The organism is Companilactobacillus sp. HBUAS59699 (assembly GCF_036913575.1).
Lineage (GTDB): Bacteria > Bacillota > Bacilli > Lactobacillales > Lactobacillaceae > Companilactobacillus.
Genome location: NZ_JAYKTV010000002.1, coordinates 159,478 through 178,750 on the forward strand (window position 1 = coordinate 159,478; position 19,273 = coordinate 178,750).

Below are 19,273 nucleotides of genomic sequence, written 5' to 3' on the forward strand. Positions count from 1 at the left end.
ATTACTCCGGCAAGTACTTATCGGTAAATCCTGTATTGTTTGGAATCTCATTCTTAACTAGCTTATTGTCGCCCAACCACTTATAGAAGCTATTCCAGCGTTGTGGATCGATATAGCCCCAACGTGATTGTTCAGCTTTGTATTGTTTAGAAATCCAAACTTGACTAGCCGTGACCAATTTCTTATTCAATTCTGGCACTTGCTTACTCAAAATATCAGCTGAAGCTTTGGGATGATCGACCGCATAGTCATATCCTTGTGAGGTTGCTTTTAAGAACTTCTTAGCAGTGTCAGGGTCTTTTTTCAACAGACTATTGTTAGCAATAATTACCGGCGTGTAGTAATCAAAAGTTGAATTCAAATCTTTGAAATAAAAATAATCCACCGGAACTTTTTGTTCTTTAGCTGAAATACCACCCCAACCATAGAACACCCAAATAGCATCTGCTTGTTTTTCTTTCAATGCTTTTGGTTCATCAACGATATTATTAGGAATCATCTTTAATTTACTATAATCCCCACCATCTTGTTCCATAACGTTCTTGATCATTGCTTTTTCGATTGGTGAATCCCAAGTGGCATATGTCTTCCCCTCTAAGCCCTTAGGAGTTTCGATTCCGTCACCCTTACGAGACATGATACCCGAAGTATTGTGTTGCAAAATGGCTGCTACGGCTGTAATTGGCAATGGTTTCTTCGATGCATAATTAGCAGCTAATGTATCTTGAGCTGAGATACCAAAGTCAGCTTTGCCACTTGCAACGATTGAGCTAGCATCCCCATCTGATGGTTGAACGATTTTTACATCCAAACCTTGCTTCTTAAAATAGCCTTTTTCCTTTGCGACATACAAACCAGTGTGGTTGGTATTCGGTGTCCAATCCAATACGATCGTAACTTTCTTTAAATCTTTTGCTTCTGACTTAGAACTATTTTTATTGCTGCATCCAGCAAAGACTGCAAAAATACTTAAAACTAATAAAATTTTCCATCTAAATTTCATTTGATCCCCCATTATTAATCCCTTTTCCAAGGCATACTGTATTTTTCAATTAAATTAACTAACGCTACTAACAATAAACTTATTATTGAGATCAAAAATATGACCGCAAACATCTTGTCAAAATCATATGACTTACGAACTCTAGTCATGTATACACCAAGTCCTTCGAATCCTCCCAACCACTCCGAGATAACGGCACCGATCACAGCATAAGTGACCGCAATTCTCATGGCTGAAAAGAAATCTCCTAGACTAGCTGGTAATTTGATGTGTTTAAAAATTTGAAATTGATTAGCCCCCATTGAACGCAATAGACGTATCTCATCTTGATCTACTGATGAAAATCCATTCAGCATCGCTACTGATACTGGAAAAAATATCGTAATAATGATTAAAACTACCTTCGGCATGATCCCGAATCCAAACCAAATCGTCAATAGAGGCGCTATCGCAACCGTAGGTATCGTCTGTGTTAAGACTAATACCGGATACAGTGCATCTCTTACTCCGTGAAAATAATCCATAAATATAGCGGAGATTATTCCCAAAGTAACACCTGATATCAATCCCACCACCGCTTCCAGTAATGTTATCTTGGCGTGAAATATCAATAAATGAAAATCACTGATAAAGGCCTGTCCCACTTGTAATGGCGATGGCAACATGAAGTCAGGAACTAACTTGAGAACACTAACCACTTGCCAAATTACTAGTATCAAGACCAAAGAAAGGATCGAATAAGCATTAATGTTGGTGCTTTTTCGTTTTCTTTTCAATGCTCAATACTTCTCCTTCTGGCTTATAGACAACTTTGATATATGCTGAAACACTTGGTGCTCCAGCCTTTACAGCAATCAATTGACATTGCTTTACTATTTCCATCAGCTCGTCATAATCACCTTCGATCGATGTTTCAAATGCTCCCACCTGATAATTAAGTCCGGTACTAGAAATATAAGCAATAACTTCATCCACAATACTGATCAGTTTGTCCTCATCATTTACGATCGGTAAAACTTGAATTGCAACACTGGCTTCCATATTGATCCCCCACTTTATTTAATTTATAAAAAAAGACACTTCTCCAGAATAGAGAAATGCCGAAATAGTCATTTAATGACATGCTCCCTACGCTGGTATTGGCCAACAGGTTCAAAGGGTCAGGTTAAACCTTCTCAACGCATTCGCGTTCCCCTGCTAAATTATTGTATTGCTCCTAAATTGATTTACTTGTGATATATCATCTGCTGCTTTAGGACTCCCACAGATTACAGGATGAAAAAAAGCCTGTCAATTTACTAATAGTATGACTATTAGTGATTAACAGGTCTTGAAGTCTTGATACATTTGAGTTCTTCGGAAAATATTCATCCGATTATTATATTAACGCATAGAGCTTTATTAATTAGATAATGGTTCAGATTTTAATTTTGGCATTGCTGATTGCAAAAAATCAATGGCAAATTTCTGATCATAGATCCAGGCTTTGATTTGATTTTTTTGCAAGATCAACGGCATACGATCGTGAATCTTGATCATCGATTCATTCGGTGCAGTTGTTAACAAGACACTGTGTGCTTCACCGTCAAAAACTTTGTAACATCCCGCAATGTAGAGTGTATCTGGGTCAGATCCATAATTAAATCGGTGTTTCACTTTGTCAGCTGACCATTCAAAAAAGCCAGTCGTCGGGTATACACAACGTCTATTCAGAAATGATTCCGAAAACATTGGCTTTTGCATGATTGTCTCCGATCGTGCATTGATAATATTTTGTCCTGACTTAAAGCCTGGAAAGCCCCACTTCATCGTAACAACTTGAACTTGTCCCTTACCCGACCGAACAATTGCTGTTTGATCTGTGGGAAAGACTTCTCCTGTTTTGGGTTCATAACCATTATCCACAGCCAATTGATAGATTCGGTTGATTTCTTCGTTATCTGACGGTTGAAAAGTAAATCTTCCACACATATTAACAACTCCCTTGATGCTATTGAATAAGTTATACACAACAAAAAAATTTACCTTGCAGCAAGTCCTTGAATATAAGCTATATAGCAGGCAAAATCACCTTGTCGTTTACGTTCCTGACCAGAATGCTGCTTACCGATTATACTTCGCCAATTAGTATCAATATTTCTTTTAGTTAAATATCTATCCAGAGCATCCAAACTGCTAAGCACTAAATTATGATTAGCTGTTCTTTTTTCGTCAATTTCATAACGAACTTTACTAGAGGAAGTAGCCCAAATAGCTCTAATATTAGCATAAGAAACACACGCATCTACAAAATCACTATATAGTTCCTTCGCATTATCATCTGCAACGATCAATGATGCATGCATTAACTGATGCGCCCTTTTAGATTCATCAAAAGTAAGCACTAGTGATTCAAATGTTAATTCTTCATAATCAAACATTGTCTTCCTCCTCTAACTGATAAGTTTAATAACTCTATCAACATTATCTCATTAGAGATTCTCATAACCTAGTACAAAAATTAAATTAAAACTTGTGAGAATAATAATCCATAATTGGAATGCCCATTTCAATTAAATAATTCCCTATTCCACACTCAACATCACTCCTAGACAGTGCAATTGGTATATTTTTAAGAGGAAATATTAAGACAAAACTTTCGTCCCATCTTTGATCTAACATATGTGCCAAGATGCCCGAAGAGTTGTACCGCCACTGACCTTTAGCATTCACAGCATCATAATTATCATCATTTGGTATTTCAAAATTAATATCATTGCTCACAGCTACAAGACCCAAAAGACCGGTAGTAGTAAATTTCATCCAAACTATATCTTTATCCGAAGCTATACCTGATTCTTCTTGTATTGCAGCATAAAATTCATCATTGAATTGTAACTTATCAACATATTTAACTGGATTATTAATTCGTGGTATATCTATTTTATCTAAGAAATCATTTGTATAATTTATTATTAAGTCTAAATAAGTTTTTTTATCCAAATCATTTTGATACTTTTGCTCGTAAAAAGCAAGTTGCTCTTTAGCTCTGTCCGACCTAAAAGAATTTCCTTTATGAACAGACGACTTACTTCCCATGAGATTTTGATCATACAGACAATTATAGATTTTAGTTTCCAACATCTTCTTACCCACCTAGATTTTATTAAAAACAAATAATTAGAATTAACACAGTTTTTCCACAACAAATATTTCTCCTAATACTTTAGGCTTCAAAAGAATATCATATAACACAAAAAAACACCCACCAAAAGGTGAGTGTCCAAAGTGTAATATCTGGAATATATTAACGTTTTGAGAATTGTGAAGCCTTACGAGCTTTCTTAAGACCTGGTTTCTTACGTTCCTTCATACGAGGGTCACGTGTTAAGAATCCGGCTGCTTTAAGAGTAGGTCTGAAGTCTGGATCAACTTCAAGAAGTGCTCTAGCAATACCATGTCTGATTGCTCCAGCTTGTCCTGAGAAGCCACCACCATTAACGTTAGCAATAACGTCATAGTTAGCGCCTGTTTCAGTAATATCTAATGGTTGTTTCATATCAGCAATCAAATTGTCAAAAGGAATGTAGTCTTTGACATCACGCTTGTTGATAGTAATTTTTCCGTTTCCGGGAACTAATAGAACACGGGCTGTTGAGTCTTTACGACGGCCTGTTCCAGCATATGATACTTGTGCCAAAATGTTTTCCTCCTTAAATTAGTTTGTTGATATCCAACTCTTCTGGATTTTGTGCTTGGTGTTTGTGATCAGGACCTGCATAAACATGCAACTTCATGATTTCTTGACGACCAAGACTGTTCTTAGGTAACATACCACGGATTGAGTCTTCAACAAACAATTCAGGTTTTGTTGCTCTCTTTTCGCCGGCACTAATGCTCTTCAAACCACCTGGATGATCTGAGTGAGAATAATAAATCTTTCCCTTTGCTTTTTTACCTGTTAATTTTACTTTATCTGCATTGATGATAATAACATTATCACCTGTATCAACGTTAGGTGTGTAAGTTGGCTTGTTCTTACCTCTAAGAATTGAAGCTACAACTGATGAAAGTCTACCTAAAACGACATCTTCACCATCGATCACATACCATTTACGTTCAACTTCACTTGCTTTTGCTAATGGTGTTGTACGCACTTTAAATTCCTCCAGTTTCTACGTCTGTTTGACACTCAATAAGTTTCCGGGGCTCATCGTGGGGCAAACAATACCAACAACAATAATACTTGGTATTCTGCCATAAGTCAATAATTATCCACAGGTTTTATTCATAAAATACTTCTTTTAAATATAACCCGCTAGCCGGTGCTGTACCTCGTGCCTCTTGACGGTCTTTTACTTCAAATAATCTCAAAAAATCATGAACATCTCGTCTGCCGTTACCGATCTCCAATAACGTAGCAACGAGAATTCTTACCATATTATATAAGAAACCATTTCCAGTAAATTCAAAAATCAATTCATTTTCTGATGCTACATATTTTACCGTAGCTGAGTAAATTGTGCGAACTTTATTTTCAATTACTCCGCCTGAAGCCGCGAAACTAGTAAAATCATGTTCACCTTCAAGATCTTGCAATGCCAATTTTATTTTATCCACATCGACCGGATATTGATAATGGCCTGTGTAAAACCGCTTGAATGGATCTGTATAATATCCACAATCGACCCGATATTGATAAGTCTTACGTTTGACACCAAAGCGAGCGTGAAAATTTTCGTCGACAATCTCTGAATCTTTCACGATCACATCCAATGGCATCAGCGAATTGATGGCTTTTAACATACTGATTGCTGGCATCTGTCCAGGATAATCAAAATGGATCACCTGACCAAACGCGTGGACTCCAGCATCAGTTCTGCCTGAACCATATACCTCGACGTGAGTTCCCTTAGTCATTTTAGACAGAGCCTTCTCGATCACGCCTTGAACTGTTCTCATATCAGGTTGGCGTTGAAACCCGTGAAACTTAGTCCCATCATAAGCGATGGTCAACTTGTATCTTGTCATAAATTAATAACTCCGAATAAATAATAAAATCACTGTAATTACTAACATTACCAGTGCTGCTACTGTATCACGTGTGGACCAACTGAGAACTCGATACTTACTTCGACCCTCTCCATCTTTGTATCCTCGTGATTCCATGGCGATTGCTAGGTCATAAGCAATCGAAAAACTACTAACGAATAATGGAATCAATATTGGTACAAAGGATTTAATACGCTTGATCAAACCACCCTCACCAAAATCGACACCACGTGCTCTTTGAGCATCCATGATCTTAGTAGTTTCATCGATCAACAAGGGCACGAACCGTAATGCAATCGACAACATCAAAGCAACCTGAGTTACAGGAAATTTGATTGCTTTTAGAGGCTTTAAAATGCTCTCGATTGAATCAGAAATCTCGATTGGCGTCGTTGTTAATGTTAATAAAGTGGATACAAAAATAATCAAAACGAATCGAATAAAAATATAGGCCGATATGATCAACCCCTCTTTGGAGAGGGTCAAAATTCCAAAGCTCCATAAAGGTGTCTTACTTGGTGTAAAAAACATCTGCAGGATAACTGTGAACAAGATCAACCAGAACATCGGCCTGAGTCCCTTAAGAAAGAAACCTAAACTGATCTTTGATAAATAAACTGCAAATAAAACAAACAATAGTAAAAATCCATAAGATGCAACATTGTTTGCTAAAAATACGATTCCAATAAAATAAAATGTAATCAAAAATTTACCACGCGGGTCCAGTCGATAAATCAACGAATCCCCTGGTAAGTATCTCCCAAGAATTAATTTGTTCATTTAATCACCATTAATTTGTCGTTTTATTTCAGCTGCTAAGTCACTGATAGTTATCGGTAATTGTGCAAAATGAAAATATTTTTGTGATAGTTTCTGTGCAAAAATCGCACTCTGTGGAAGAGTCAGCATACCATCTGTTAATAACTTTTGATTGTTGAAAACCTCCATAGGAGTCCCCTCAGCAACTTTCTTACCATCATGCATAACTATTACTTCGTCAGCGTAATTAGCCACGTCGTCCATATTATGTGTGATTAAGATGATAGTTTTACCCTCTTGTTGAAGATGCTTAAATAAATCCATGATCTCCTTGCGACCAACTGGATCTAACCCAGCCGTTGGCTCATCTAATATGATCGTTTCCGGTTGTGTTGCTAACACTCCAGCAATCGCAACTCGGCGCATTTGTCCACCAGACAAGTCAAAAGGCGATTTGCTCAAATACTTTTCATTTAAACCAACAAGTTTAATCATATCATGTGCAGCCGACTTTGCGTCATCTTCTGACATACCAAAATTCATTGGACCGAACATAATATCTTTTTCCACAGTGTCTTCAAATAATTGACTCTCCGGAAATTGAAAGACCATTCCGACGTTTTTGCGAAGTGGTTTAAGATTCTTGTTGTTCGTTTCTGAATTGATTTCACGCTCACCAACCGTGATCGTGCCACTGGTGGGTTTTAACAGTGCGTTGATATGACGGACTAATGTCGATTTACCACTACCGGTTTGACCGATTATCGCTGTAAACTTCTTATCTTTGATGTCAACTGACACATCATCTAAGCCTAGAGCTGCCATAGGATTATTGGCTTCATATGAGTGTGTTACATGTTTGAAGATGATTTCCATATGTTATCAATTAGCTCCTCTTCATTTAAGTAGCCCTCAGGCAATTTTATGATACTTCTTAACGATGATGCCACTTGACTAGAAAAAGGCTCCTCAAGTCCAAAATTGGTCAGCTCAGGGCCTAAATCATAGATAGACTTCGGATCACTGTCTTCAACAACTTTTCCATTGTTGAGTACAACAATTCTTTCAGATAATTGTGTTTCTTCAATATCATGAGTGATCGAAATAATCGTAATATCTTGTTCACGTCGCAATCGTTTGATCAAATCAAGCACTGTCTTACGACCATTGGGATCAAGCATACTGGTTGATTCGTCCATAATGATTATCTGCGGTTTCGTAGCCAAGACGCCTGCAATCGCCACACGTTGTTTTTGTCCACCTGACAAAGACTGCGGATCACGAGTCTTATATGCTTGCATGCCTACCATTACCAAAGCCTCATCGACTTTTTTGATCATCTCATCACGAGGTACACCTTGATTCTCTAAGCCAAAAGCAACGTCATCTTCAACAGTAGCACCAACAAATTGATGATCTGGATTTTGAAAGACGATTCCAATTTTTTCTCTTGCTTCCCAAATATTTTCTTCGTTAATGATTTGACCAGCAACTTCAATAGAACCTGAGTCACTTTCAATAAGACCATCGATCAATTTAGTAAGCGTGGATTTGCCACTACCATTCTTACCAACTATCGATAGCCATTCATTTTTATGTATCTCTAGTGAAAGGTTATTAATTGCAGGAGCTTCTGAATCTGGATATGTATAGGTTACATCTTTGATCGAAATTATATTGTCCAATTGTCTCTCCTCAATATCTGCTAGTTATATCATAGCGAAAAAATGTCTTTTTGGGTAAAAAAAAATCATTCGACAAATTAGTGTTTCGTTTTACCGAAATCTCAGAGATAGACTTAGCTATTTTCATAACCATCATCTTAACACTCACTAATTCATCAGAATGACTGATTTTTAATAAACTTATTATTAAACTAATTCAATAATAACCATTGGAGCTGCGTCGCCACGGCGAGGGGCAGTCTTCAAAATACGTGTGTATCCACCATTACGTTCTTTGTAACGAGGTGCAATATCACTGAACAACTTTTGAAGTGCTGATTGAACAACAACTGCGTCGTCTTCTTCAGAAATGTTAGCAACTTCGTTTCTAACATATGAAGCTGCTTGACGGCGAGCATGAAGATCTCCGCGCTTACCAAGAGTAATCATCTTTTCAGTTGTACGGCTGATTTCCTTAGCACGAGTTTCAGTTGTAACAATACGTTCATTAATGATTAAATCAGTAGTTAAATCGCGTAACATTGCTTTTCTTTGAGAACTTGTACGTCCTAATTTACGGTAGCCCATGTCTATACCTCCTGTTTGAATTTCAGACTATTAGTCTTCTTGCCTTAATGACAATCCAAGATCAGCGAGCTTTTCTTTAACTTCAACTAATGACTTGCGTCCAAGATTACGAACTCTCATCATATCAGCTTCAGATTTTTCAGTAAGCTCTTGCACAGTATTAATACCGGCACGCTTCAAACAATTGTATGAACGAACTGATAAGTCCAATTCTTCAATTGTCATTTCAAGCTTCTTCTCTTTTTGTGTTTCTTCTTTTTCGATCATCATATCAGCGCTCTTAGCTTCTTCTGTAAGGTTTACAAAACTAGTTAAGTGTTCTGTAAGGATCTTAGCAGACAAACTAATAGCTTCTCGTGGTCCAATTGAACCATTTGTCCAGATATCAATTGTTAATTTGTCGAAGTCGTTTCTCTTACCCACACGAGTGTTTTCAACTTGATAGTTAACTTTATCTACTGGTGTAAAAATAGAGTCAACTGGTAAAACACCGATAGGTGTCTCATCTGTTTTATTTTGTTCTGCAGGAGTATATCCACGACCATTTTTAATTGTCATTTGCATGTGGAAGTGTCCACCCTCAGCAACAGTACAAATAAATTGTTCTGGATCGAGGATTTCCAAATCATCGTCAGCTTTGATGTCTTTGGCTGTTACAGTAGCAGGACCAACAACGTCGACTTCAGCTTTTAAACTGTCTTCAGCATAAGATTTAAGATTAAGACCTTTAACGTTTAACACGATTTGTGTAACGTCTTCGATCACACCATCAATAGCTGAGAATTCATGCAATACACCATCTATTTGAATATCTGAAACCGCTGTTCCTGGTAATGATGCCAATAGTACTCTACGTAGAGAGTTACCTAAAGTTGTACCATAACCTCTTTCCAACGGTTCGATAATATATTTACCGTAATCATTGCTTTCTTCAACTGCAGTGATAGTTGGCTTTTCAAATTCGATCATTCGGTTAGTTCCCCTTTCAAAACGAAATGTGTGTAGCTTAGTTCATATGGGTATAAAACCATTCTATACACGACGACGCTTTGGAGGACGTGAGCCATTGTGAGGAACTGGTGTAACGTCACGAATAGCTGTGATTTCCAATCCAGTAGCTTGTAATGAACGAATTGCAGCTTCACGACCTGAACCAGGACCCTTAACAGCTACTTCGACTGTTTTCATACCATGTTCCATTGATTCTTTAGCAGCAGCTTCACCAGCCATTTGTGCGGCAAATGGTGTTGACTTACGGCTTCCTTTGAATCCTAGTGCACCAGCTGATGACCATGAAACGGCATTACCGTTAACATCAGTGATCATAACTAGTGTGTTGTTGAATGTGGAGTGGATATGTGCAACACCAGATTCAATATGCTTCTTAGTACGGCGCTTACGACCTTTACTTTGTGCCATGAATTAACCTCCTAACTGTTAATTACTTCTTCTTACCCGCGATAGATACTTTCTTACCTTTACGAGTTCTTGCATTATTCTTTGTGTTTTGACCTCTAACTGGCAAACCACGACGATGTCTCATACCACGGTATGAACCAATTTCTTGTAGTCTCTTAATGTCCATGCTTACTGAACGACGTAAGTCACCTTCAACACGTACCTTATCAACTTCTGCACGAATCTTATCTTCTTGATCAGGAGTTAAGTCTCTTGTACGTACGTCTTCAGAAACGCCGGCATCTTTTAGCACTTTTTGGGCTGTTGTGTTACCAATACCAAAAATGTATGTTAAGGCAATAACGATTCTCTTATCACGAGGTAAATCTACACCTGCTATACGAGCCATTAATTGCACCTCCTATATTTTATTATCCTTGTCTTTGTTTGTGCTTTGGATCTGCAGAGCAAATAACCATAACGCGACCGCGTCTCTTAATTACTTTACAGTGTTCGCACATAGGTTTAACGGATGGTCTTACTTTCATGTTGGAACCTCCATTCCATTAAAATCAAATTATCTGTATCTATATGTAATTCTTCCCTTGGTTAAATCATAAGGGGATAATTCCACGGTAACTTTATCACCGGGTAAAATTCTAATGTAGTGCATACGGATTTTACCTGAGACATGGGCCAACACAGTTGCTCCATTTTCAAGCTTTACCTTGAACATTGCATTAGGCAATGTTTCTGAAATTGTACCTTCTACTTCAATGACATCTTCTTTTGCCAAAGATATTAACCTCCATCGGGATGAAATTCATCTGCATATACCGCAAGATTATACAATAATCTCACGAACATGTAAACAAATAAAAGTAAAAAGTCTTACAGACTTTGTAAAACTTTCTTTACTTCGTTATAAACTTCATCTATTTCTTGTTCACCATTGATTTTATGTAACAAGTTTAACTTATCATAAAAATCAATTAATGGTGTATTCATTTCAATATTAACTTTTAATCTGTTCTTAACTGTTTCTGGCTTGTCATCCTCACGTTGGAAGAAATCATGTCCGCCACAGACGTCACATGTTCCTTCAACCTTAGTAGGATTGTAGATCTTATGATAAGTAGCTCCACATTTTGAACAAATATATCTTCCAGATAAACGATCAACTAATGCCTCAGGCTTTACATCTATGTAGATGACGGCATCTATAGGTTTGTTTACATTCTTTGCAATTGTCTGTAAAGCATTTGCCTGTTCAAGAGTTCTCGGAAATCCATCAAGCATATATCCACTCTTTTGAACGTCTTCTTTAGCTAAGCGTTCTTCAACGATAGCTTCGGTAACGTCATCAGGAACCAACGCACCTTTGTCGATAAAGCTCTTGGCTTTTAAGCCAACTTCAGTTTTATCAGACATGGCTTGTCTGAACATATCTCCAGTAGAAATATGAACAACCTTAAAATCTTCAACAATCTTTTCTGCTTGAGTACCCTTACCAGCACCAGGTAATCCCATCAATACAATATTCATCGTCACATCTCCAATTATCTAATAAATCCAACGTATTCACGTTTCATCAATAGACCTCTTAATTGTCGATCCATTTCCAAAGCAACACCAACGATGATCAACAAACTCGTACCACCTAATCCGATGGATTGAGGTAAGTTGAATAAGTTAGCAGCTAGTAATGGAAGCAATGAAACAAGTCCTAGGAACACTGAACCAACGGTTGAAAGTCTCATTAGGACACCTGACATGAACTTGATAGTTTCATTACCAGGCCATACACCAGGGATATAAGCTCCCTGCTTTTGCAAGTTTTCAGCAAGCTTCTCAGGATTTACTTGAACAAATGCATAGAAGAATGTGAATAACACAATCAACAATGTATATAGTAGAGATCCTGTCGTCGTTTGCATACTGAATATATTAGTTAATACTTGATACCAAGTATCTTCACTGTGACTTTGGAACGCCATCAAGATTGTTTGAGGCGTAACAATAAATGAACTAGCGAAGATAACTGGAATAACACCAGCAACGTTAACTTTCAATGGTAGGAAACTTTCGCTACCACTTCCGGCTGCACGTCTTGTATATTGAATTGGAATTCTTCTATTTGCTTGTTGTACGTAAGTAACGAACAAGACAACTATTAGAATAGCAACGGCCAATCCGACCATAAATCCAATATTCTTTGCAAGGTCTGCGGAATCAGCGTTAATAATATTATCGCGATAAATTTGATAAACCCCATTAGGGAATCTAGCAATGATACCAGCGAAGATAATTACTGAAACACCATTTCCTAAACCTTTATCAGTAATCTGTTCACCAATCCAAGTAAGCAACATAGTACCACCGGTTAAGATGACACCAATTGTTATGAATGCTCTCATATTTGGTGACTTAACTAGTCCCAAACCACTCAATTGGTTAAATCCAGCAGTGATACCGATTGATTGAACAAAACCTAAAACAATCGTCAAATATCTCGTTACTTGATTTAGTTTTCTACGACCAACTTCACCTTGTTTACTCCATTCAACGAACTTAGGAACAATATCCATTTGTAACAGTTGAACAACAATTTGAGCGGTAATGAATGGTGAAACACCCATTGAGAAAATAGAGTAGTTTGAAAGACCACCACCAGTTACGGTATCCAGTAGGGGAACTAACCCTGAGGAACTAACCTTGTCCATCGCAGCAGCGTTAACACCAGGGACCGTAATTTGTGATCCTAAACGATATATCACAAGTAACATCAAGGTAAATAGGATCTTTTTACGGATTTCCTTCACCTTTAGAGCATCTCTGATAGTTCTAAGCATTAGATCACCTCTACAGTTCCACCAGCAGCTTCGATTGCTTTAGTAGCAGCGTCAGAGCTTTTAGCAACTTTTACAGTTAACTTAGCACTAACTTCGCCGTTTGCAAGTAATTTGACACCGTTATATTCTTTCTTAACGATTCCAGCTTCTTTTAATGTATCGATATTAACTTCAGCACCGTCATTAAACTTGCTTAGGTCTTTAAGGTTTACAATAGCGTATTCCTTGCGGTTGATATTGTAGAAACCACGTTTTGGCATACGACGGAACAATGGCATTTGTCCACCTTCAAAACCAATACGTGTTTTACCACCTGATCTAGCTAATTGACCTTTTTGTCCACGACCAGCAGTTTTACCTTGGCCACTTGAAGTACCACGACCTAGACGTTTTCTTGAATGTCTTGAGCCTGTACTTGGTTTAAGTTCGTTTAGTTCCATTATTGCACCTCCTAATCTTTAAAAATTATTAATCTTTAACTTCTTCGACACTTACTAAGTGAGCGATTTTTAATACAGCACCACGAATAGCAGGATCATCCGGCTTAACAACAGAACTATTAACTCTTCCGAGTCCTAGTTCTTTAACAATTGTACGTTGAGCAGGAAGGCGGTGAGCTGCACTTCTAATAAGAGTAATCTTAAGTTTAGCCATTATTACACACCTTTCTTCTAGTTAAGCAAGTTTTGAGCTGAGATTCCGCGCATTTCTGCAACACTTTCAGCAGTCTTGATTTCTTTTAGACCTTCGATTGTAGCACGAATTACGTTGATTGGTGTATTTCTACCAAGTGACTTACTTGTAATATCACCAACACCGGCTAATTCGAGAACGGCACGAACGGCACCACCAGCAGCGATACCAGAACCTTCAACGGCTGGCTTCAACATGATCTTACCTGCACCATATCTACCGATAACTTCGTGAGGAATTGTTGAACCTACCATAGGAACATTAATTAAGTTCTTTTTAGCATCTTCAACAGCTTTACGAATGGCTTCAGGAACTTCTTGAGCTTTACCTGTACCAAAACCGACGTGACCATTCTTGTCACCAACGATTACGATAGCAGCAAAACGTAGACGGCGTCCACCTTTAACAACCTTAGTAACACGGTTGATTGAGACAACGCGATCTTCTAGTTCGAATTGAGATGGATCGATATATGTCATAAATTTGGTTTCCTCCTTCTAGAATTTTAGCCCATTTTCACGAGCTGCTTCAGCAAGACTTTGTACACGACCATGGTATAGGTATCCTCCACGATCAAATACAACATTACTAATTTTAGCTTCATTTGCTCTTTGTGCAACTAATGCACCAACAGCTTTAGCTTGTTCAACTTTTGAACCGTCTTTGACTTCTTTATCAAGAGTTGAGGCACTTGCTAGCGTTACACCCTTTACGTCATCAATTACTTGAGCGTAAATGTTTTTGTTCGAACGGAATACATTTAAGCGTGGGCGCTCAGCAGTACCAGAGATTTTACCACGAACACGTTTTTGACGCTTTTGACGTGCTTTGTTTTTATCTGGTTTTGAAATCACAATATTCACCTCATAGAATTATTTAGAACTATTTACCAGTCTTACCTTCTTTACGACGTACATATTCGTCAACATAACGAATACCTTTACCCTTATATGGTTCTGGGGGACGTACGTCGCGAATCTCAGCAGCAAATTGTCCAACCTTTTGCTTACTAATACCTGAAATGTTGATTTCAGTATTTGAAGGAGATTCGATCTTAATACCTTTTGGTGCATCCATAACAACAGGATGTGAGTAACCAACTGAAAGTGTTAGTGTGTCACCTTTAACTTGTGCACGGTAACCAACACCTCGTAGTTCAAGCTTCTTTTCGAAACCTTTTGTTACACCTTCGACCATGTTGTTAAGGTTGGCACGCATTGTACCATGAAGAGCTTTGTCATTTTCGCTTTCACGATCAAACTTAGCTTCGTTTCCTTCAAGAGTTAACTTGATTTTTGAATTGAAATGTCTTGTTAATTCACCCTTAGGGCCTTTAACAGTGATATTTTCGTCTTTTTGAGTAATTGTTACACCTTCTGGTACTTCAATTACCTTATAACCGATACGACTCAAATTAGTGCACCTCCTTGTCTTTTAAAAATTTTACCAAATATAAGCAATTACTTCGCCACCAACGTGTTGTGCGCGGGCTTCTTTATCAGTAATAACACCTTTTGATGTTGAAAGAATAGCGATACCTAATCCATTAAGAACCTTTGGTACGTTATCTGAATCAACGTAACTACGTAGACCTGGTCTTGAAATACGTTTCAAACCAGTGATGACGCGTTGTTGATCTTTACCATACTTAAGGAAAATACGAAGTACACCTTGTTTGTTATCTTCGATAACTTCGTAATCCTTGATAAATCCTTCATTCTTCAAAATCTCTGAAATACTCTTCTTGATGTTTGAAGCAGGAACTTCTAGAGATTCATGTTTAACCATATTAGCGTTACGAATACGTGTTAGGTAATCCGCAATAGGATCTGTCATGACCATTAAATTTACCTCCTTATAGGTTGTTTTCTACCAACTAGCTTTTCTCATGCCAGGAATTTGACCTTTATGAGCCAAATCGCGAAGGCAAATACGGCAAAGCTTGAATTTACGATATACAGAATGTGGACGTCCACAACGTTCGCAACGTGTGTATGCTTGTGATGAGAACTTAGCAGGTCTATGATTCCGTACAATTTGAGATGTCTTAGCCAATGAATTTGACCTCCTTAATTATTTTGTGAATGGCATTCCGATTTGTGTTAATAGTTCACGTGATTCTTCATCAGTGTTGGCTGTTGTTACAATAACAACGTCCAATCCGCGAATCTTGTTAACCTTATCGTAATCAATTTCTGGGAAAACCAATTGTTCCTTGATACCTAGTGTATAGTTACCACGGCCATCAAATGAGCGTGTACTTACACCACGGAAATCACGAACACGAGGTAATGCAATGTTGATCAACTTGTCAAGGAAGTCATACATGCGGTCACCACGAAGAGTAACTTTAGCACCGATTGACATACCTTCACGAAGTCTAAAACCAGCGATTGATTTCTTAGCCTTTGTAATTAAAGGTTTTTGACCAGCAATTTGGCCTAATTCTTCAACTGCTTCGTCAAGATTCTTTGAGTTAGCAATTGCGTCACCAACACCCATGTTCAAAACGATCTTTTCGATCTTTGGTGTTTGCATAACTGATGTGTAATTGAATTTTTCCATCATTGATGGTGTAATTTCTTTTACATACATTTCTTTTAATGCATTAGCCATTTAGTTTTCTCCTTTCTTATTTGTCTTCTTTTTTATCAGATGATTTACTTACTACTTTTACGTTAGTTGCACTAATAGGTCTCTCAACGTCGATGATTCCACCTTGAGGTTGTGTATTAGTTGGCTTCGAGTGTTTCTTAACAACATTTACGCCTTCGACGATAACTTTGTTAGCTGAAGGAATAGCTTTTTTAACTACGCCTTCCTTGCCCTTGCTATCACCAGAAATAATTTTAACGTTGTCTCCAGTTTTTACAAACACTATTCAGCACCTCCTGAGTTAATTGATCTTTTTATAGCACTTCTGGTGCTAATGAGACGATCTTCATAAAATCGTTATCACGTAGTTCACGAGCAACGGGTCCGAAGATACGAGTTCCTCTAGGTGTCTTGTCAGCGTTAATAATAACCGCAGCGTTTTCGTCAAATCTGATGTAAGAACCATCTGTACGGTGAGCACCGGACACTGTTCTTACGATAACGGCCTTAACAACGTCACCCTTTTTAACAACGCCACCTGGTGTTGCTTGTTTAACTGTAGCAACAATAACGTCTCCGATATTAGCTGTCTTACGGCTTGAACCACCAAGAACTTTAATAGTTAGAATTTCACGAGCTCCAGAGTTATCTGCAACTTTTAGACGACTTTCTTGTTGAATCACTTCTTGGTCCTCCTCTCATCAGTAATTGTTTCTAGATAATGACTGCTTTTTCGACGATTTCTAATAAACGGAAGCGCTTTGTCTTTGACAAAGGTCGAGTTTCCATGATACGTACAACATCGCCAATCTTTGCTTCGTTCTTTTCATCTTGAACGTAGAACTTCTTTGAATACTTAACACGCTTCTTGTATACAGGGTGGTTCTTGTATGTTTCAACAACAACTACGATAGTTTTGTCCATCTTGTCTGATACAACGCGGCCTTGGTATACCTTACGGCTATTACGGCTTTCTTGTGTTTCGCTCAACTTGAGATCTCCCTTCCTGTTTATTAGTTTTCGTTATTCTTTTGATTTTGAACTGTTCTTAATCTTGCAATGTTCTTTCTTACAGCTTTAAGACGAGCTGTGTTTTCCAATTGGCCTGTGGCTTGTTGGAAACGCAAGTTGAATAATTCTTCTTTATATTCGTTAACTTTGTCTTGCAATTGAGCAGCAGTTAGCTCTTTGATTTCACTAGCCTTCATCAGCGCCACCTACTTCCTCACGTTTTACGAACTTAGTTCTAACTGGTAATTTGTGAGATGCAAGTCTCAATGCTTCGCGGGCTACTTCTTCAGGAACGCCACCGATTTCGAATAAGACTTTTTCACGCTTTACAGGAGCTACCCAACCAGCAGGTGCACCTTTACCATTACCCATACGAACTCCGACACCTTTTGCAGTGTATGATTTATGAGGGAAGATTTTAATCCAAACCTTACCACCACGCTTCATGTAACGAGTCATTGCGACACGGGCTGCTTCAATTTGTCTATTTGAGATCCAACTTGAGTCAAGTGACTTCAAACCGTAATCACCAAAATCAACATTCTTACCACCCTTAGCTTCTCCGCGCATCTTACCACGGAATTCACGACGGTGTTTTACACGTTTTGGTACTAGCATAGATTATTCTCCTTTCCCTTCATTTTTTTCTTGGTTATGATTTGGCTTGTCAGGAAGAATTTCACCACGGTAAATCCAAGTCTTAACACCTAAATTACCATATGTTGTGGCTGCTTCAACCCAAGCATAATCGATATCTGCACGCAATGTGTGTAGAGGAACAGTTCCTTCTGTATGCCATTCTCTACGAGCCATATCGGCACCGTTTAAACGACCAGAAATTTGAACTTTGATACCCTTAGCACCTGCACGTCTTGAGCGTTGAACAGCTTGACGTTGTGCACGTCTGAATGCGATACGAGCTTCTAGTTGACGAGCAATGTTCTCACCAACAAGTTTAGCATCCAAATCAGGTTTCTTAATTTCGATAATATTAATATGAATGTTTCTGTTAACTAATTTATTTAGTTCATTACGTAATTTTTCAACTTCTGATCCACCTTTACCGATGACCATACCTGGTTTAGCGGTATGAATTGAAACTGTTACGTTCTTTGCAGTACGTTCGATTTCAATTCTTGATACGGAAGCATTTGAAAGCTTGTCTTCAATATACTTACGAATTTTAAGGTCTTCGTGTAAAAATGTTGAAAAGTCTTTTTCTGCATACCATTTGGCATCCCAGTCACGAATAACGCCGACACGAAATCCTACTGGATTAATCTTTTGACCCACTCAAGTTACCTCCAATACTATTCTTTTTCACTTACAACAACTGTAATGTGACTTGTTCTCTTGTTAATTGGTGATGCTGAACCTTTAGCTCTAGGACGGAAACGTTTTAGAGTTGGTCCTTCGTCAACGAATGCTTCGCTAACGATTAAGTTTTGTGCATCTAAATCAAAGTTATGTTCTGCGTTTGCAATTGCTGACTTAAGAGCTTTGGCAATAATTGGAGAGCCTGCTCTTGGTGTGAATTGCAACATTGCAAGTGCCTCAGCAGCGTTCTTGCCTCTTATTAAATCAATAACAAGGCGAGCTTTGCGAGGTGCAATACGAACATTCTTTACTCTGGCTGTTGCAGATGTAATTTCTTGTTCTGCCATCTTTTAAGTCTCCCT

At 38.0% G+C, this 19,273-nt stretch carries 35 protein-coding genes and 1 riboswitch; all 35 genes read right to left on the reverse strand.

All coding sequences use genetic code 11. The features are described 5' to 3' along the window. Position 1: 1 nt before the first annotated feature. On the reverse strand, positions 2-1,003 hold the full coding sequence (locus U8519_RS04395) for an ABC transporter substrate-binding protein (protein WP_334329115.1): 1,002 nt from the start codon (positions 1,001-1,003) through the stop codon (positions 2-4). A 14-nt stretch (positions 1,004-1,017) separates the two neighbouring features. Beyond that, positions 1,018-1,779 (reverse strand): ABC transporter permease, encoded by a 762-nt coding sequence (locus U8519_RS04400; RefSeq protein WP_334329116.1) that lies wholly within the window; start codon positions 1,777-1,779, stop codon positions 1,018-1,020. Then, entirely contained in the window at positions 1,748-2,044 is a 297-nt protein-coding gene (locus tag U8519_RS04405; RefSeq protein WP_334329117.1) for a thiamine-binding protein, read from the reverse strand. The genes U8519_RS04400 and U8519_RS04405 overlap by 32 nt, the downstream gene beginning before the upstream one ends. Positions 2,045-2,111: 67 nt before the next feature. Further along, positions 2,112-2,209: riboswitch (TPP riboswitch) on the reverse strand. 195 nt (positions 2,210-2,404) lie between these two features. Next, a complete protein-coding gene (locus U8519_RS04410) occupies positions 2,405-2,974 on the reverse strand; it encodes an SOS response-associated peptidase (protein WP_334329118.1) in 570 nt (189 codons plus the stop codon). Positions 2,975-3,024: 50 nt separating this feature from the next. Next, positions 3,025-3,423: a hypothetical protein gene (locus U8519_RS04415; RefSeq protein WP_334329119.1), complete on the reverse strand. Its 399-nt coding sequence runs from the start codon at positions 3,421-3,423 to the stop codon at positions 3,025-3,027. Positions 3,424-3,508: 85 nt separating this feature from the next. After that, positions 3,509-4,126, reverse strand: a complete 618-nt coding sequence (locus U8519_RS04420) for a hypothetical protein (RefSeq protein WP_334329120.1) — start codon at positions 4,124-4,126, stop codon at positions 3,509-3,511. A 163-nt stretch (positions 4,127-4,289) separates the two neighbouring features. Continuing rightward, positions 4,290-4,682: a 30S ribosomal protein S9 gene (gene rpsI / locus U8519_RS04425; protein WP_334329121.1), complete on the reverse strand. Its 393-nt coding sequence runs from the start codon at positions 4,680-4,682 to the stop codon at positions 4,290-4,292. A 13-nt stretch (positions 4,683-4,695) separates the two neighbouring features. Next, complete coding sequence (rplM, locus tag U8519_RS04430; RefSeq protein WP_125712144.1) at positions 4,696-5,139, reverse strand: 50S ribosomal protein L13; 444 nt, start codon at positions 5,137-5,139, stop codon at positions 4,696-4,698. A 127-nt stretch (positions 5,140-5,266) separates the two neighbouring features. Next, positions 5,267-6,013, reverse strand: coding sequence for a tRNA pseudouridine(38-40) synthase TruA (gene truA, locus U8519_RS04435; protein ID WP_334329122.1), 747 nt, complete (start codon positions 6,011-6,013; stop codon positions 5,267-5,269). A 3-nt stretch (positions 6,014-6,016) separates the two neighbouring features. Further along, positions 6,017-6,814: an energy-coupling factor transporter transmembrane component T family protein gene (locus U8519_RS04440; RefSeq protein WP_334329123.1), complete on the reverse strand. Its 798-nt coding sequence runs from the start codon at positions 6,812-6,814 to the stop codon at positions 6,017-6,019. Beyond that, complete coding sequence (locus U8519_RS04445) at positions 6,815-7,669, reverse strand: energy-coupling factor ABC transporter ATP-binding protein (RefSeq protein WP_334329124.1); 855 nt, start codon at positions 7,667-7,669, stop codon at positions 6,815-6,817. Further along, a complete protein-coding gene (locus U8519_RS04450; protein ID WP_334329125.1) occupies positions 7,645-8,478 on the reverse strand; it encodes an energy-coupling factor transporter ATPase in 834 nt (277 codons plus the stop codon). Before U8519_RS04450 ends, U8519_RS04445 begins: the two co-directional genes overlap by 25 nt. 186 nt (positions 8,479-8,664) lie before the next feature. Continuing rightward, positions 8,665-9,045: a 50S ribosomal protein L17 gene (gene rplQ, locus U8519_RS04455; protein ID WP_125568079.1), complete on the reverse strand. Its 381-nt coding sequence runs from the start codon at positions 9,043-9,045 to the stop codon at positions 8,665-8,667. Between the two features lie 30 nt (positions 9,046-9,075). Next, the gene (locus U8519_RS04460; protein ID WP_334329126.1) at positions 9,076-10,014 is read right to left on the reverse strand and encodes a DNA-directed RNA polymerase subunit alpha; all 939 of its coding nucleotides are present in this window, start codon (positions 10,012-10,014) and stop codon (positions 9,076-9,078) included. Between the two features lie 63 nt (positions 10,015-10,077). Next, positions 10,078-10,464 (reverse strand): 30S ribosomal protein S11, encoded by a 387-nt coding sequence (gene rpsK / locus U8519_RS04465; protein WP_025023834.1) that lies wholly within the window; start codon positions 10,462-10,464, stop codon positions 10,078-10,080. A gap of 22 nt (positions 10,465-10,486) precedes the next feature. Next, positions 10,487-10,852: a 30S ribosomal protein S13 gene (gene rpsM, locus U8519_RS04470; RefSeq protein WP_125587930.1), complete on the reverse strand. Its 366-nt coding sequence runs from the start codon at positions 10,850-10,852 to the stop codon at positions 10,487-10,489. Between the two features lie 22 nt (positions 10,853-10,874). After that, positions 10,875-10,991: a 50S ribosomal protein L36 gene (rpmJ, locus tag U8519_RS04475; protein ID WP_010018546.1), complete on the reverse strand. Its 117-nt coding sequence runs from the start codon at positions 10,989-10,991 to the stop codon at positions 10,875-10,877. Positions 10,992-11,020: 29 nt separating this feature from the next. Beyond that, on the reverse strand, positions 11,021-11,239 hold the full coding sequence (gene infA / locus U8519_RS04480) for a translation initiation factor IF-1 (protein WP_010018544.1): 219 nt from the start codon (positions 11,237-11,239) through the stop codon (positions 11,021-11,023). 95 nt (positions 11,240-11,334) lie between these two features. Next, a complete protein-coding gene (locus U8519_RS04485; protein ID WP_334329127.1) occupies positions 11,335-11,988 on the reverse strand; it encodes an adenylate kinase in 654 nt (217 codons plus the stop codon). A gap of 14 nt (positions 11,989-12,002) precedes the next feature. Next, positions 12,003-13,295, reverse strand: a complete 1,293-nt coding sequence (gene secY, locus U8519_RS04490; RefSeq protein WP_334329128.1) for a preprotein translocase subunit SecY — start codon at positions 13,293-13,295, stop codon at positions 12,003-12,005. After that, positions 13,295-13,735: a 50S ribosomal protein L15 gene (rplO, locus tag U8519_RS04495; protein WP_125568069.1), complete on the reverse strand. Its 441-nt coding sequence runs from the start codon at positions 13,733-13,735 to the stop codon at positions 13,295-13,297. Before rplO ends, secY begins: the two co-directional genes overlap by 1 nt. Positions 13,736-13,763: 28 nt before the next feature. Continuing rightward, the gene (rpmD, locus tag U8519_RS04500; protein WP_057766328.1) at positions 13,764-13,949 is read right to left on the reverse strand and encodes a 50S ribosomal protein L30; all 186 of its coding nucleotides are present in this window, start codon (positions 13,947-13,949) and stop codon (positions 13,764-13,766) included. Positions 13,950-13,966: 17 nt separating this feature from the next. After that, positions 13,967-14,467, reverse strand: coding sequence for a 30S ribosomal protein S5 (gene rpsE, locus U8519_RS04505; RefSeq protein WP_334329129.1), 501 nt, complete (start codon positions 14,465-14,467; stop codon positions 13,967-13,969). Between the two features lie 18 nt (positions 14,468-14,485). Continuing rightward, positions 14,486-14,851 carry a 50S ribosomal protein L18 gene (gene rplR / locus U8519_RS04510; RefSeq protein WP_034542556.1) on the reverse strand — a complete coding sequence of 122 codons (366 nt, stop codon included), beginning with the start codon at positions 14,849-14,851 and terminating at the stop codon, positions 14,486-14,488. A 19-nt stretch (positions 14,852-14,870) separates the two neighbouring features. Continuing rightward, positions 14,871-15,401, reverse strand: a complete 531-nt coding sequence (gene rplF / locus U8519_RS04515) for a 50S ribosomal protein L6 (protein WP_334329130.1) — start codon at positions 15,399-15,401, stop codon at positions 14,871-14,873. Positions 15,402-15,431: 30 nt separating this feature from the next. Then, positions 15,432-15,830, reverse strand: a complete 399-nt coding sequence (rpsH, locus tag U8519_RS04520; protein WP_125587935.1) for a 30S ribosomal protein S8 — start codon at positions 15,828-15,830, stop codon at positions 15,432-15,434. 27 nt (positions 15,831-15,857) lie between these two features. Further along, positions 15,858-16,043: a type Z 30S ribosomal protein S14 gene (locus tag U8519_RS04525; RefSeq protein WP_076613683.1), complete on the reverse strand. Its 186-nt coding sequence runs from the start codon at positions 16,041-16,043 to the stop codon at positions 15,858-15,860. Positions 16,044-16,061: 18 nt separating this feature from the next. Then, positions 16,062-16,604 (reverse strand): 50S ribosomal protein L5, encoded by a 543-nt coding sequence (gene rplE / locus U8519_RS04530; protein WP_334329131.1) that lies wholly within the window; start codon positions 16,602-16,604, stop codon positions 16,062-16,064. Positions 16,605-16,620: 16 nt separating this feature from the next. Continuing rightward, positions 16,621-16,866 carry a 50S ribosomal protein L24 gene (gene rplX / locus U8519_RS04535; protein ID WP_334329132.1) on the reverse strand — a complete coding sequence of 82 codons (246 nt, stop codon included), beginning with the start codon at positions 16,864-16,866 and terminating at the stop codon, positions 16,621-16,623. A gap of 31 nt (positions 16,867-16,897) precedes the next feature. Continuing rightward, the gene (gene rplN, locus U8519_RS04540) at positions 16,898-17,266 is read right to left on the reverse strand and encodes a 50S ribosomal protein L14 (RefSeq protein ID WP_125568055.1); all 369 of its coding nucleotides are present in this window, start codon (positions 17,264-17,266) and stop codon (positions 16,898-16,900) included. 31 nt (positions 17,267-17,297) lie between these two features. Beyond that, complete coding sequence (gene rpsQ / locus U8519_RS04545; protein ID WP_334329133.1) at positions 17,298-17,573, reverse strand: 30S ribosomal protein S17; 276 nt, start codon at positions 17,571-17,573, stop codon at positions 17,298-17,300. 23 nt (positions 17,574-17,596) lie between these two features. Continuing rightward, positions 17,597-17,791 (reverse strand): 50S ribosomal protein L29, encoded by a 195-nt coding sequence (rpmC, locus tag U8519_RS04550; RefSeq protein ID WP_025023849.1) that lies wholly within the window; start codon positions 17,789-17,791, stop codon positions 17,597-17,599. Continuing rightward, positions 17,781-18,212, reverse strand: a complete 432-nt coding sequence (rplP, locus tag U8519_RS04555) for a 50S ribosomal protein L16 (RefSeq protein ID WP_025023850.1) — start codon at positions 18,210-18,212, stop codon at positions 17,781-17,783. Before rplP ends, rpmC begins: the two co-directional genes overlap by 11 nt. 3 nt (positions 18,213-18,215) lie before the next feature. Continuing rightward, entirely contained in the window at positions 18,216-18,887 is a 672-nt protein-coding gene (rpsC, locus tag U8519_RS04560; protein WP_334329134.1) for a 30S ribosomal protein S3, read from the reverse strand. A 17-nt stretch (positions 18,888-18,904) separates the two neighbouring features. Beyond that, complete coding sequence (gene rplV, locus U8519_RS04565) at positions 18,905-19,258, reverse strand: 50S ribosomal protein L22 (RefSeq protein ID WP_334329135.1); 354 nt, start codon at positions 19,256-19,258, stop codon at positions 18,905-18,907. Between the last annotated feature and the right edge of the window lie 15 nt (positions 19,259-19,273).